The following is a 13,116-nucleotide window of genomic DNA, read 5'->3' as shown; positions in this document are numbered from 1 at the left end:
CCGCCGGACATTTCCATGCTCGCGTGAAGAATGGTTGACAGCGTGGCGTCAAAAAGATCATCAAACGCGGTCATCATTCGGATCTTGGGTATCATGTCGGAGAATGCAGCGGGCGCAGTCATCGTCATTTCGAGCCATGTCGTCCGGGGCTCGGTTGGCAATCGGGCGGCTGTGTTTGCATTGGAGACGCTCGGTCATCCGGTCTGGGCCCTGCCGACCATCGTGCTGCCCTGGCATCCCGGCCACGGCCGCTCGACACGGCTGACTTTCGCCGAAGCGGATTTCGACGCGGCGATCGACGATCTGATCCGCGCGCCGTGGATCGGCGAAGTCAAGGCAGTGCTTTCAGGCTATTTCGGCAATGCCGCCCAGGCGCGTTCCGTCGCCCGGCTGATCGGCGCGCTCAGGCAAAACAATCCCGAGCTGCTCTATGTCTGCGATCCCGTCATGGGCGATCTCGGCGGCCTTTATGTGCCGGAAGCGACCGCAGAGGCCATTCGCGATCATCTCATTCCGCTCGCCTCGCTGGCGACGCCGAACCGCTACGAGCTCGCATGGCTTTCGGGGGCGGCCCTCGAAGACAATGGCACGATCATGGAGGCGGCGCTCGCGCTCGGACCATCGCGCATGCTCGTCACTTCAGCCGTGCCGATGATGGCGGGCGGTACCGGCAATCTTTATCTTTCCGGTCGCCACGCGCTTCTTGCCGAGCACCGCGTCGTCGAAAACCCGCCGAATGGTCTCGGCGACCTGCTGGCCGCCGTCTTCCTGTCGCGCCTGCTTTCCGGGCTCGAGGACGAAAAGGCGCTGCAGCTTGCCACCGCCAGCGTCTTCGAGGTTCTTGCGCGTGCCGTCAAGCGCGGCAGCAACGAGTTGATGCTGGCAAGCGATGCTTCCAGCCTTTCGACGCCGATGGCCATGGTGCAGATGCGCCGGCTCATGCACCCGGCGCAGCGGCGGAAAAAATGACGCATTTGCCGATATGTTCATTTTGCAGTGCAGCAGTTGATCTTGTCTTCCGCGCGCGCTAATCCAGAAAGCATGCAGCGTTTTCCAACACCTCTTCTGGACGGCTATCGCAACTTCATGAACGGGCGTTATGCCGACGCCCGCGACAGGTATCGGCAGCTTGCCGAAAACGGTCAGGACCCCCATACGCTTGTCATTGCCTGTTCGGATTCCCGCGCGGCACCGGAGCTGATCTTCGATGCCGGCCCGGGCGAGCTCTTCGTCATTCGCAACGTCGCCAACATGGTGCCGCCCTACGAGCCGGACGGCCATTTCCACTCGACCTCGGCCGCGCTCGAATTTGCGGTACAGGCGCTGAAGGTCTCGGATATCGTCGTGATGGGCCATGGACGCTGCGGCGGCATCCGCGCAGCGCTCGACCCGAATGCCGAACCGCTGTCGCCTGGCGATTTCATCGGCCGTTGGATGTCGCTGGTCAGACCGGCCGCCGAGCAGATCCAGAGCAACGACGTGATGACGGCGGCCGAGCGGCAGACGGCGCTTGAGCGTGTCTCCATCCGCAATTCGATCAACAATCTCAGAAGCTTCCCCGACATCAAGGCTCTCGAGGAAGCGGGAAGCCTTCATCTCCACGGCGCCTGGTTCGACATTTCGACCGGTGAACTCTGGGTCATGGACGCCGAGACACGCGACTTCATTCGTCCCGAAATCTAGGATATTCCGGTTTATCAGTTTTTTAAGGATTGTTGCTAAGCTCGCCGTCAATTGGTCGCGCACGACCGACGTTTTGATCAGCGTGGCGATTGTCCGGCGGCGGCTTTGATTCCCGCGTATGAAAAACGCCGCATATCGCAGCGGCGTTTCGAGTATTCTTATCGATGAGAGCCTATCTGCCGTCGATCTGCTGACCGATATAGGCGATCGCCTGCTGGTAGACGCTGGCGGCGTTCCAGCCTTGGATGGCGACGAAATTCGGCTCTCCGGGCTGATAGCCGGCGCCGGCGCGCCAGCCGTGGCCCTTGAGGAAATTCGCCGTCGAGGCCAGGGCATCGGCGCGGGAACCGACCATGTCGACGCGGCCGTCGCCGTCGCCATCGGCGCCGAAGCGCACGACATTGCGCGGCAGAAACTGCGTCTGGCCGATTTCACCATGGGCGGCACCCTTGGCCTGCGGGCTCAGATAGCCCTCGGAGACGAGCTGGAGTGCTGCATAGAGCTGGTCGGTGAAATAGTCCGAACGACGGCAGTCATAGGCAAGGGTCGAAACAGCCGACAGCGTATGCTGGTTGCCCATATAGCTGCCGAAACCGGTCTCCATGCCCCAGATCGCGATCAGCGGGCCGGCCGGAACGCCGAAACGGCGCTCGATCGAGGCAAAAAGTGCCTGGTTGGCGGCCTTCATGCTGCGGCCGCGGGAGATGACGGCGGCCCCGCCGCGCTTCTGCATGAAAGCGTCGAAGGAGAGCTTGAAGCTCTTCTGGCCTCGGTCGGCGGCAATTGTCGGCCTGTTGTAATTGACGTTGGCGAAGGCGCGGTCGAGGACCGAGCGGCTGACGCCGTTTGCCGCCGCTTTCTGCTTGAAGTCGGCGACCCATGCACCGAAACCGCTGCTATTATTGCCGCATTGAGCGCCCTGGGCCGCCGCCGGCAGCGCGTGCAGGACGCCCGCCGCCGTAAACGCCGCCAGAAAGAATGTTGTCATGCGCATGAGAAACCCCGCTTCCGATCTACTGAAGCGCGCCGCGGCCGATCGGGGCCATGCGACGCGCTCAAAGTCTTCGTTCTGTTCATGTCGCTGTCCCGAACCGCTGCACGGTTTTGGACGGCATGCTTTGGCTTGATGCCGGGCAGAATGCCAGCCGAAGGCGATGTTGTCACGACCGCCTTTTTCAGCAAGCGCTTATGGACAGAAGCGTCCACAATTCGGCAAAAAGCCCTGCCTTCATCATCAGCAGGGCTTTAGCATATTATGGTTTACAAATGGTATCAGGCGGCCTGCTTTCGCGGCTTGACGAGACCACGATTGACGAGCAGCTCGGCGATCTGGATGGCGTTCAACGCAGCACCCTTGCGCAGATTGTCGGAGACCACCCAGATGTTGAGGCCGTTTTCGACCGTTGCGTCCTCGCGGATGCGAGAGATGTAGGTCGCATCCTCGCCGGCGGATTCATATGGCGTGATGTAGCCGCCATCCTCGCGCTTGTCGATGACGAGGCAGCCCGGTGCATCGCGCAGGATGTCGCGGGCCTGATCGGCGGTGATCTCGTTTTCGAATTCGATGTTGACCGATTCCGAATGACCGATGAAAACCGGCACGCGCACCGCCGTGCAGGTCACCTTGATCTTCGGGTCGAGCATCTTCTTCGTCTCGGCCAGCACCTTCCATTCTTCCTTGGTGTAGCCGTCCTCCATGAAGACGTCGATGTGCGGGATGACATTGAAGGCGATACGCTTGGTGAACTTCTTGTTCTCGATCGGATCGGCGACGAAGACGGCGCGCGTCTGATTGAAGAGCTCGTCCATGCCGTCTTTGCCGGCGCCGGAGACCGACTGGTAGGTCGAGATGACGACGCGCTTGATCTTGGCGAAGTCATGGAGCGGCTTCAGCGCCACCACCAGCTGGGCGGTCGAGCAGTTCGGATTGGCGATGATGTTGCGCTTGGTGAACTGGCTGATGGCATCCGGGTTCACTTCCGGCACGATCAGCGGCACGTCGGCGTCGTAGCGCCAAGCCGAGGAATTGTCGATGACAATGCAGCCCTGCTGGCCAATCTTCGGGGAGAACTTCTTGGAAATCTCGCCGCCGGCCGACATCAGGCAGATGTCGGTATCGGAGAAATCGTAATTCTCCAGATTGGAGACCTTCAGCGTCCGGTCACCGAAGGAAACCTCGGTGCCCTGCGAACGCGAGGAGGCGAGTGCCACGACCTCATCGGCGGGGAAGCCACGCTCCGAGAGGATGTTGAGCATCTCCCGGCCAACATTTCCGGTCGCTCCCGCAACTGCTACTTTGAAACCCATTTCTCAAGCTCTCTTTCTCTTCTCTCCTCTTGTCCGGTGAGGGGAAAGGCGCGATCAATCGCGTCTTCCTGTCCCCAGCCGAGCCGGGGAGAGAGCGGCAGGCCAGAGACGTCAGACGGTTTTCGTCGTCGTTTTGGCCTTGATTTTGGCAGAAACCGGAACGGCAATATCCACCCCGGCAACCCGTGCCCGGTCATTGCATTCGGCAATGGCGTGTTCGTCGCGAACCATGGAGATTCCTTTTCCGCTGTTGCTCTTAGAAGGTTTTCCACAGGAGTCAAGGTTTTTGCGCTCAGAGCCTGCAGGTGAAAGCGGCGGCCGCAATCCTGCGACATTTTGTCATGCCGATGTCATCCTCGGGAGGTATCCCGGCCGGGTTGTTAATGTCTGCAACGAAAACGGGGGTTTTCCATGCGTACGCTTCTCGCCGCCTTTGCGGCCACCACCATCCTTGCGGGCGCCGCTCAGGCGACGACGGTCTATCCGCTTGATCGCGCGACGATCCTTGCCGGTTCGCCGTTCGATTTCAAGGTCGAGCTCAACAAGCAGGTTAAGGCCGAAGATGTGAAGATTACGGTCAATGGCCAGGACTACAAGGCCGTGCTCGAGGGCGAGGCGCAGTTCGTCGAACTGGAAAAAGGCAAGGACGACAAGGCTCTCGGTTCCGCTATCCTGCTGCGCGGCCTGAAGATTTCCGCGCCGGGCGACTACAAGATCGAAGTCGCGGCCGGAGACGAAACGAAGTCCGTCACCTGGAACGTTTACGAAACGGCAGCCCAGCCGAAGGCCAAGAACATCATCTTCCTGCTCGGCGACGGGCTTTCCGTTGCACATCGCACCGCTGCCCGCATCATGTCCAAGGGCATGACCGAAGGTAAGGCGAATGGCCGCCTGAATATGGACGATCTCGATCGCATGGCTTTCATCGGCACGTCGGCGACGAATGCCGTTGCCACGGACTCGGCCAACACCATGTCCGCCTACATGACGGGCCACAAGACAGCCGTCAACGCGATCGGCGTTTATGCGGACCGTACGCCGGCCTCCCTCGATGACCCGCGTGTTGAAACCTTCGCAGAAGCCGTTCGCCGCCTGACCAAGAAGGCGATCGGCATCGTTGCAACGGCGGAGGTCGAAGACGCCACGCCGGCCGCGGTCGTTTCCCACACCCGCAACCGCGGCGATAAGGCCGACATCGTCGGCATGCTGCTCGACGTCAAGCCGGAAGTCCTGCTCGGCGGCGGCTCGGCCTATTTCCTCGGCAAGGAAGTTCCCGGTTCCAAGCGCAAGGACAATCAGGATTACATCAAGCTTTTCCAGGATGCCGGCTACAAGCTAGCGACCGACAAGAACGAGCTCGCAGCCAATGCATCGGCTGAAGGCAATCTCCTTGGCCTGTTCCACACCGGCAATATGGACGTCACGCTTGATCGCGAGTTCCTGAAGAAGGGTACCGTCGACAAGTTCCCGAACCAGCCGGGTCTCGTCGCCATGACCAAGGTTGCGCTCGACCGCCTTTCCAAGAATCCTGATGGCTTCTTCCTGATGGTCGAAGGCTCGTCGATCGACAAAATGTCCCATCCGCTCGATTGGGATCGCGCCGTTATCGAAACCATCGAATTCGACCAGGCGATCGGCGTTGCCCGCGACTTCCAGAAGGCGCATCCGGACACGCTGATCGTCGTCACCGGCGACCACACGCATGGCGTATCCATCATCGGCACCGTCGATGATGAGAAGCCCGGTACGGAAATGCGCGAAAAAGTCGGGACCTATGCCGAAGCCGGCTTCCCGAACTACAAGGACGAAAACGGCGACGGCTATCCCGATAAGATCGACGTCAGCCGCCGACTGTTTCTCAGCGCCAACAACGGCCCTGACCACTATGAGACCTTCCGTCCGAAGCTCGATGGTCCCTTCGTTCCGGCCGTCCAGAACGAAAAGAAGGAATACGTCGCCAACGAACAGTACAAGGATGTTCCAGGCGCAGTCTTCGTTCAGGGCAATCTTCCCAAAAGCAGCGAGAGCGGCGTCCACGCGGTCGACGACGTCGTTCTGCAGTCGGCTGGTCCGGGCGCTGAAGGCTTCCACGGCTACCTGGAACAGAGCGACGTCTATCGCGTGCTCGCCGACGTCTTCGCTCTCGGCGCCAAGCAGACCAACTGATCTGGCAAGGCCGCTTGCCGGCCTTGCCTCTTTCATCGATCATGGTCCCGGCCGTTCAGCGGCCGGGATTTGCTTCTTGGAGGTCGCCATGGAAACAGTTTCTTCGTTGCATCTCAGCCGCCGCCGGCTGATAGGCGCCGCCATTATGCTTCCCCTCACCGCTTCCCTCGTTCGCGCTGCCGATTCTTCGCTTGCATTCGGTGAGCTCTACGGCAAGTTCGGCGTGCTCGGCCTTGAATTCTCAGACAAGGTGAAGCGCCTTGCCGGTCAGGACATCAGTATGAAGGGCTTCATGGCGCCGCCATTGAAGGCCGAGGCCCAGTTCTTCGTGCTGACCGAAGTGCCGATGTCGCTCTGCCCCTTTTGTTCCTCGGATGCGGACTGGCCTGATAATATCGTGGTCGTCTATCTCTTGGAGAAACAGACCTTCGTGCAGTCGCGCCAGACGATCCAAGTGCGCGGCACGCTGGAATATGGTTCGTGGACGGATCCGGACACCGGCTTTGTCAGCCTGCTGCGAATCCGCCAGGCCGAATATTTCGCCGTCTGAACCGATATGCTCGCTCTCGATATCGAAAACCTGACCGTCACCTTCCCGGGCCTGTCCTCGCCGGCACTGGCGATCGGCCGCCTGTCGATCGATGCAGGCAGCAGGGTCGCCATTACAGGCGCGTCAGGCTCCGGCAAGAGCACCTTCGTCAATATCGTTGCCGGGCTGGAGCGGACACGGCAAGGCCGCATCCGCTGGAACGGCGAGGATATCGCGGCTTTTTCAGAAAGCCGGCGCGACCGGTTCCGTGCCGCCAATATCGGCCTGGTCATGCAGGAGTTCCATCTCTTTCCCGGCCTGTCGGCGGTGGAAAACGTGCTGCTGCCGGCGCGGCTCGCCGGCGCTGCGACAGGTGATGTCATCGAGCGGGCGCATGCACTTTTGAGGACGGTCGGTCTTTCCCGCCCCGGCCAGAAAATCGAAACCATGTCACGCGGCGAGATGCAGCGCGTGGCGATCGGCCGAGCGCTGCTGCGCAAGCCTGGCGTCATCATCGCCGACGAGCCGACCGCAAGCCTCGATGCCGAAAGCGGCGAGGCGGTCGGCGATCTCATCCTCGATCTGGCCATTGCCGAGGGCAGCACGCTGATCGTCGTTTCACACGACCATCGCTTGGCCAACCGCCTCGACCGGCGCATCACCTTCGGTTCCGGTCGGATCAGCGAAGATTCCGCGACGACGGCGGGAGAGGCTGCATGATCCGCTTCATCCTTTCCGATCTTCGTCGCCTCTGGGCGGGGTCGCTGGTGGTCGTGCTGCTCGTGGCGCTTGCGACCGCGCTTGGCGTTTCCGTCGTCCTGCAGGAGCGGGCGCTTCGCCTCGGCAGCGCCCGCGCTGCCGACAAGTTCGATCTTGTGATCGGCGCCGGCGGCAGCGAGACGCAGCTCGTACTGTCCTCCGTCTTCCTGCAGCCCTCGCCGCTGCCGCTGATGCCGGGCGAGGTCCTGGGCAAGCTTGCCGCGGATCCACGGGTCGATTGGGCAGCCCCGATCGGCTTTGGCGATTCCTTCTCCGGCTATTCGATCGTCGGCACAACGACCATGCTGGCGGAGAACCTGTCCGGCGGTTTAGCAGAAGGCAAGATTTTTGCGCGCGAGGGCGAGGCAGTGATCGGCTCGGCCGTCAAGCTGCCGCTCGGCGGCGAGATCAAGCCGATGCACGGATCGCTGGAAGAGGGCGGCGAGACCCATACCGAGCTCGTCTATCATATCGCCGGCCGTTTGCGGCCGACCGGCACCACCTGGGACCGAGCGATTCTTGTTCCGATCCAGGCCGTCTGGCACATCCATGGCATGGAGGCGGAGGAGCATGCGGAGAATGGCGCCGAGGCTCTACATGATGATGAGCATGAGGAAGCCAGCGCCGATCATGGGCATGGGCATCACGGGAAAGCCGATCCCGATGCCGCGCTTGATGAGAGCTGGACTGCGGAAGCTCCCGGCCTTCCCGCCATTCTCGTCAAGCCGAAGACGATCGCCGATGCCTACAAGCTGCGGCAGGACTATCGCAGCGGCAATACCGTCGCCGTCTTTCCCGGCGAGGTGCTGACCAATCTCTATGCCACGCTCGGCGACGCCAAACAGATCCTCGTCGCGGTCGCCTCCGGCGCGCAAGCTCTCGTCGCAGCCTCGCTGGTGCTGGTCACGGTCATCCATATCGGCCAGCGCCGCCGTCAGATTGGCGCGCTGAGGGCCTTCGGCGCCCCGCGCGGCGCGATTTTCGGCATCGTCTGGCTCGAATTCTTCTTCCTGGTGGCAATTGGCATCGCACTCGGATTCGCGCTCGGTTATGCCGCGGCCCTCATCTTGTCCGGCATGCTCTCACAAACGAGTGGGGTCGCCATGCCGGTCGGCTTCGCGCGGGAAGACGCCTGGCTTGCGGCAGTGCTGCTTGCCTTTGCCACAATTCTTGCCGCGCTGCCGGCAGTGCTCGCCTACCGGCAATCGCCGGCGCAGGCGTTGAGAGCGTAACGGTCCACATCACAATCCGCGGCGAAGCCTTCTTCCAAACCTCCGGCAGCTCCATCGTCACGGCGGTGGCGAGCTTGATGCGCATGACAAAGCGTGGCGCCATTAGACTAAAGTCATAATCCCAAAGCATCTCTCTTTTTGATCTGTCGTTTCTGGCACACTCTCGTCAGGCGTGTCGTGGCCAGGGGTATGCTTTGAGGAAAGTAGGCCGCGCGCGTGCTCATCACTCTGTGGAGGACAGACAATGGCAAATGTCGCAAGCGTCGACGGCGCGAAGGCCGGTCCGATGACCGGCGAGGAGAAGAAGGTCATCTTCGCATCTTCGCTCGGCACCGTTTTCGAATGGTACGATTTCTATCTCTATGGTTCGCTCGCCACCTATATCGGCGCGACCTATTTCACCCAATATCCTGAGGCAACGCGCAACATCTTCACGCTGCTTGCCTTTGCCGCCGGCTTCCTGGTACGCCCCTTCGGCGCGCTGGTGTTTGGCCGTCTCGGCGATCTCGTCGGGCGCAAATACACCTTCCTGGTGACGATCATGATCATGGGTCTGTCGACCTTCCTCGTCGGCGTCCTGCCGGGCGCCGCCACGATCGGCATCGCCGCCCCGATCATCCTGATTGGGCTGCGCCTGCTCCAGGGTCTGGCGCTGGGTGGTGAATATGGCGGTGCGGCGACCTATGTCGCCGAACATGCGCCGAACGGGCGCCGCGGCTACTTCACCTCGTGGATCCAGACAACGGCGACGCTTGGCCTGTTCCTGTCGCTGATCGTCATCGTCTTTGTGCAATATCTGATGGGTGCGGCTCAGTTTGCCGCCTGGGGTTGGCGCATTCCGTTCCTGGTCTCGGTCGTCTTGCTCGGCGTTTCCGTCTGGATCCGCTTGAAGATGAACGAATCGCCGGCGTTCCAGCGGATGAAGGCGGAAGGCAAAGGCTCCAAGGCGCCGCTGACCGAGGCCTTCGGGACGTGGAAAAATGCCAAGATCGCGATCATCGCGCTGCTCGGCGCCACCATGGGCCAGGCGGTCGTCTGGTACGGCGGCCAGTTCTATGCGTTGTTCTTCCTGCAGAACGTGCTGAAGGTGGATCTGTTCTCGGCCAATGTCATGGTCGCCATCGCACTCCTCCTCGGCACGCCGTTCTTCGTCATCTTCGGCGGTCTCTCCGACAAAATCGGCCGCAAACCGATCATCATGGCAGGTCTTCTCATCGCGGCGGTGACCTATAATCCGCTGTTTAAGGCGATGACCTGGACGGCGAACCCGGCGCTTGCCGAAGCGCAGGCTTCGATTCGGGCAACGGTGACTGCTGATCCGGCGGATTGCCGGTTCCAGTTCAACCCGACCGGTACGGCCAAGTTCACCAGCTCCTGCGACGTGGCAACGGCGTTCCTGACGAAAAACTCGGTGCCTTACGATGTCGTGCCCGGTACCGCCGGGCAGCCGGCAACGGTGAAGGTCGGCAACGCGACGATCCCAAGCTTCGACGTCGTCGCTGCCGGCGACAAGGCCAAGAGCATGACCGCCGCCTTCGAAAAGGGTGTCAACATCGCGCTCCACGATGCCGGCTACCCGCTGAACCGCGGCGCCGTCAAAGTGCCGGATGCCAAGCTCGATGCCTTTATCGCAGCCAATCCGGAACTGTCGCTCAACGCCGATGCCGTGCGCGCCGGCGAGAAGGAAACCGTGCCGGCGGCCAAGCTGGTCGAGACCAAGCTGCTGACTGCGGATGAGGCCAATGGCGTCACCGACATGGCGGTCTATAACATCGCCAATGGCGGTAGCTTCGCCATGGTCGCCGATCCCAACCGCGTCAACTGGATCGGCACGATCGCCGTGCTGTTCGTCCTCGTCCTCTATGTGACGATGGTCTACGGCCCGATCGCCGCTCTGCTGGTCGAGCTCTTCCCGACCCGCATCCGCTATACCGGCATGTCGCTGCCCTATCACATCGGCAATGGCTGGTTCGGCGGCCTGCTGCCGGCGACGGCCTTCGCGATGAGCGCTGCCGCAGGCGATATCTACTACGGTCTCTGGTACCCGATTGTCTTTGCGACGATCACGCTGGTGATCGGCCTGATCTTCCTGCCGGAAACGAAGAACAGGGATATCCACGCAATGGATTGAGAGGCGCGTCAGCGCTCAAGAAAAGAAGCCCGGCGCTCACAAGGCGCCGGGTTTTTTCGCGTCGGGGAACAAGCGCTTGGCGAGCGGCCAGCCATCCGGCGCCAGCTTGAAGAGCAGGCCACAGCGCGCAAAGACGATCGCCGTCAGCAGCGAGAACCAGGCGCCGAAGGCAAGGCCGGCGATGACGTCGCTCGGATAGTGGGCGCCGACCATGACACGTGTCATGCCGAGCCAGATCGCGCAGACGATGAAGGCAACGCGATAGCGCGGAAACAGCAGTGCGAAGGCGGCGAAGAAGGCGCCGACCGTGGTGGAATGGCCGGACGGGAAACTTTCGAAAGCGGCATGGCCTGAGAAGGGCGTGAAGGAAAAGATGCCGTAGTCGTGGAAATGATCGGGACGCGCCCTGCCGATCGCCCGCTTCAGCAGATTGGCGAGCAGGCCTGAGAAGACGACCGTGGTGAAGAGATAGGCGCCGATCCAGCTGATATAGAGCGCCTGCGCCTTGGAGCGCGCCGTCTTGACAAGCTTGTAGCCTGCCCGTCCCTGAAAGAACAGCAGGATGCTGATGTAGATCAGCCAGGCGGAATCACCGAAGCCGGTCAGCATCTCGCCGAGGTGCTTCACCGGTGCAGGAGCCTCGCTGGCGCCGATCGGCGCGTCGAAGAGCAGCATGGAAAGGATCACGGCATTGAGTGTGACGAAGAGGCAGGCCTGCCAGCGCAAAGGCGGCATGCCAGCGCCATTCCGGCGCCAGCGCCTGTTCAGGGAAGCCCAAAATGCCCGCATTCCGTCGTCCGTTCAAATTTGCCCTAAAGTGCCACGACGCGCTAAGGACGCTCTATTATTTTGAGTTGGCGCATAATCCATTGGAAGATCGCTTCCAATGGATTATGCGCCCGTTAAAATCCGGCGCAAAAATACACGAGATTGTGGCCGAGGATAGTCGGTTTGGGATAATTCGACCAAGCCGATGCGGTTCGCGGCCTTGAGAAAAAAGCCCTCCGCAAGAATGCTGCGAAGGGCCGGAACTGTTTCACGTGAAATATCAGGCAGAAAGCGTCTTGAATTCGGCGAGGATCGTATCGCCCATCTCGACGGTGCCGACCTGTCTTGCGCCGTCGGCCATGATGTCGCCAGTGCGGATGCCCTTGTCGAGCACGTTGGCGATCGCCTTTTCCAGATCGTCGGCTTCCTTCACCAGATTGAAGGAGTAACGCAGGCACATGGCGAATGAGGCGATCATGGCGATCGGATTGGCGATGCCCTTGCCGGCAATGTCGGGGGCCGAGCCATGCACCGGCTCGTAGAGCGCCTTGCGCTTGCCGGTCTTGCCGTCAGGCGCGCCGAGCGAGGCCGACGGCAGCATGCCGAGCGAGCCGGTCAGCATGGCGGCGACGTCTGAGAGCATGTCACCGAAGAGGTTGTCGGTGACGATCACGTCGAACTGCTTGGGCTGGCGCACCAGCTGCATGCCGCCGGCATCGGCCAGCATGTGTTCGAGCTGGACGTCAGAATATTTTGCCTTATGCGTCTCGGTCACCACCTGGTTCCAGAGCACGCCCGACTTCATGACGTTGCGCTTTTCCATGGAGCAGACGCGATTCTGCCGCGTGCGGGCCATTTCGAAGGCGACGCCGGCGATGCGCTCGATCTCGTAGGTATCGTAAACCTGCGTGTCGATGCCGCGCTTCTGGCCGTTGCCGAGGTCGATGATCTCCTTCGGCTCGCCGAAATAGACGCCGCCGGTCAGCTCGCGGATGATCAGGATATCCAAGCCTTCGACCAGTTCCGGCTTCAGCGACGAGGCCGCAGCAAGGGCCGGATAGCAGATGGCGGGGCGCAGGTTCGCGAAGAGTTGCAGATCCTTGCGCAGGCGCAGCAGGCCAGCTTCCGGGCGCACTTCGTAAGGCACGCTATCCCATTTCGGGCCGCCGACGGCGCCGAAGAGAACGGCATCGGAGGCAAGCGCCTTCCGCATGTCGGCTTCCGAGATCGCCGCACCATGCGCATCATAGGCGCAGCCGCCGACAAGGCCTTCGTCGGTGACGAAACCGGCATTCATCGCCTCGTTCATATAGGCGATGATCTTGCGAACCTCGCCCATGGCCTCGGGACCGATGCCGTCACCCGGCAGCAGGAAAAGATTGCGCGCTGTCATGAAACCCTCCTGGGAAAAACAAGTTGCGGTTTCTTAGACCCCGTAAATGGGCATTTCAAGCGACAGAAGCGGTGAATCGGTACGCATCGCTCTGAGCAGCGATGATTGCTCCTGCGCCCGCAAACGGATTAGAAAGGTAGCTCCTAGC

General features: G+C 61.4%; 12 protein-coding genes. 7 read left to right on the top strand and 5 right to left on the bottom strand.

Going from position 1 to position 13,116, the window contains the following annotated elements; genetic code table 11:
• Nucleotides 1–93: 93 nt before the first annotated feature.
• Nucleotides 94–969, top strand: coding sequence for a pyridoxal kinase PdxY (gene pdxY, locus N2A41_RS22110; protein WP_162114972.1), 876 nt, complete (start codon nt 94–96; stop codon nt 967–969).
• A 72-nt stretch (nt 970–1,041) separates the two neighbouring features.
• Nucleotides 1,042–1,683 carry a carbonic anhydrase gene (locus N2A41_RS22105; protein WP_020486152.1) on the top strand — a complete coding sequence of 214 codons (642 nt, stop codon included), beginning with the start codon at nt 1,042–1,044 and terminating at the stop codon, nt 1,681–1,683.
• A gap of 172 nt (nt 1,684–1,855) precedes the next feature.
• Here the strand turns inward: N2A41_RS22105 and N2A41_RS22100 are convergent, their stop codons facing one another.
• From N2A41_RS22100 to N2A41_RS33345, 3 genes are all read right to left on the bottom strand, one after another.
• On the bottom strand, nt 1,856–2,677 hold the full coding sequence (locus N2A41_RS22100) for a lytic murein transglycosylase (RefSeq protein ID WP_260109720.1): 822 nt from the start codon (nt 2,675–2,677) through the stop codon (nt 1,856–1,858).
• A 278-nt stretch (nt 2,678–2,955) separates the two neighbouring features.
• Nucleotides 2,956–3,990 (bottom strand): aspartate-semialdehyde dehydrogenase, encoded by a 1,035-nt coding sequence (locus N2A41_RS22095; protein ID WP_017966032.1) that lies wholly within the window; start codon nt 3,988–3,990, stop codon nt 2,956–2,958.
• 111 nt (nt 3,991–4,101) lie between these two features.
• A complete protein-coding gene (locus N2A41_RS33345; RefSeq protein ID WP_170260831.1) occupies nt 4,102–4,314 on the bottom strand; it encodes a hypothetical protein in 213 nt (70 codons plus the stop codon).
• An 87-nt stretch (nt 4,315–4,401) separates the two neighbouring features.
• On the opposite strand from N2A41_RS33345, the gene N2A41_RS22090 reads away from it, so the two are divergent.
• From N2A41_RS22090 to N2A41_RS22070, 5 genes are all read left to right on the top strand, one after another.
• Entirely contained in the window at nt 4,402–6,156 is a 1,755-nt protein-coding gene (locus N2A41_RS22090) for an alkaline phosphatase (protein WP_260109719.1), read from the top strand.
• 88 nt (nt 6,157–6,244) lie between these two features.
• Entirely contained in the window at nt 6,245–6,706 is a 462-nt protein-coding gene (locus tag N2A41_RS22085; protein WP_260109718.1) for a hypothetical protein, read from the top strand.
• 6 nt (nt 6,707–6,712) lie between these two features.
• Complete coding sequence (locus N2A41_RS22080; RefSeq protein WP_170260828.1) at nt 6,713–7,405, top strand: ABC transporter ATP-binding protein; 693 nt, start codon at nt 6,713–6,715, stop codon at nt 7,403–7,405.
• Nucleotides 7,402–8,676, top strand: coding sequence for an ABC transporter permease (locus N2A41_RS22075; RefSeq protein ID WP_170260827.1), 1,275 nt, complete (start codon nt 7,402–7,404; stop codon nt 8,674–8,676). The genes N2A41_RS22080 and N2A41_RS22075 overlap by 4 nt, the downstream gene beginning before the upstream one ends.
• Nucleotides 8,677–8,920: 244 nt before the next feature.
• The gene (locus N2A41_RS22070; RefSeq protein WP_170257997.1) at nt 8,921–10,807 is read left to right on the top strand and encodes an MFS transporter; all 1,887 of its coding nucleotides are present in this window, start codon (nt 8,921–8,923) and stop codon (nt 10,805–10,807) included.
• Nucleotides 10,808–10,843: 36 nt separating this feature from the next.
• Here the strand turns inward: N2A41_RS22070 and lpxE are convergent, their stop codons facing one another.
• Both lpxE and leuB read right to left on the bottom strand, forming a co-directional pair.
• Complete coding sequence (gene lpxE / locus N2A41_RS22065) at nt 10,844–11,596, bottom strand: lipid A 1-phosphatase LpxE (RefSeq protein WP_222384345.1); 753 nt, start codon at nt 11,594–11,596, stop codon at nt 10,844–10,846.
• Between the two features lie 259 nt (nt 11,597–11,855).
• The gene (leuB, locus tag N2A41_RS22060) at nt 11,856–12,968 is read right to left on the bottom strand and encodes a 3-isopropylmalate dehydrogenase (protein WP_260109717.1); all 1,113 of its coding nucleotides are present in this window, start codon (nt 12,966–12,968) and stop codon (nt 11,856–11,858) included.
• Between the last annotated feature and the right edge of the window lie 148 nt (nt 12,969–13,116).

Source organism: Rhizobium sp. SRDI969 (assembly GCF_025152725.1).
GTDB lineage: Bacteria > Pseudomonadota > Alphaproteobacteria > Rhizobiales > Rhizobiaceae > Rhizobium > Rhizobium leguminosarum_I.
The sequence above is the reverse complement of the archived record's forward strand: the minus strand, read 5'-3'. Positions and strand labels throughout refer to the sequence as shown.

Excerpts from the sequence above, each read along its gene's own strand:
- pdxY (WP_162114972.1), top strand. The coding sequence starts at position 94 with ATGTCGGAGAATGCAGCGGGCGCAGTCATCGTCATTTCGAGCCATGTC.
- N2A41_RS22105 (WP_020486152.1), top strand. The coding sequence starts at position 1,042 with ATGCAGCGTTTTCCAACACCTCTTCTGGACGGCTATCGCAACTTCATG.
- N2A41_RS22100 (WP_260109720.1), bottom strand. The coding sequence starts at position 2,677 with ATGCGCATGACAACATTCTTTCTGGCGGCGTTTACGGCGGCGGGCGTC.
- N2A41_RS22095 (WP_017966032.1), bottom strand. The coding sequence starts at position 3,990 with ATGGGTTTCAAAGTAGCAGTTGCGGGAGCGACCGGAAATGTTGGCCGG.
- N2A41_RS22090 (WP_260109719.1), top strand. The coding sequence starts at position 4,402 with ATGCGTACGCTTCTCGCCGCCTTTGCGGCCACCACCATCCTTGCGGGC.
- N2A41_RS22085 (WP_260109718.1), top strand. The coding sequence starts at position 6,245 with ATGGAAACAGTTTCTTCGTTGCATCTCAGCCGCCGCCGGCTGATAGGC.
- N2A41_RS22080 (WP_170260828.1), top strand. The coding sequence starts at position 6,713 with ATGCTCGCTCTCGATATCGAAAACCTGACCGTCACCTTCCCGGGCCTG.
- N2A41_RS22075 (WP_170260827.1), top strand. The coding sequence starts at position 7,402 with ATGATCCGCTTCATCCTTTCCGATCTTCGTCGCCTCTGGGCGGGGTCG.
- N2A41_RS22070 (WP_170257997.1), top strand. The coding sequence starts at position 8,921 with ATGGCAAATGTCGCAAGCGTCGACGGCGCGAAGGCCGGTCCGATGACC.
- lpxE (WP_222384345.1), bottom strand. The coding sequence starts at position 11,596 with ATGCGGGCATTTTGGGCTTCCCTGAACAGGCGCTGGCGCCGGAATGGC.
- leuB (WP_260109717.1), bottom strand. The coding sequence starts at position 12,968 with ATGACAGCGCGCAATCTTTTCCTGCTGCCGGGTGACGGCATCGGTCCC.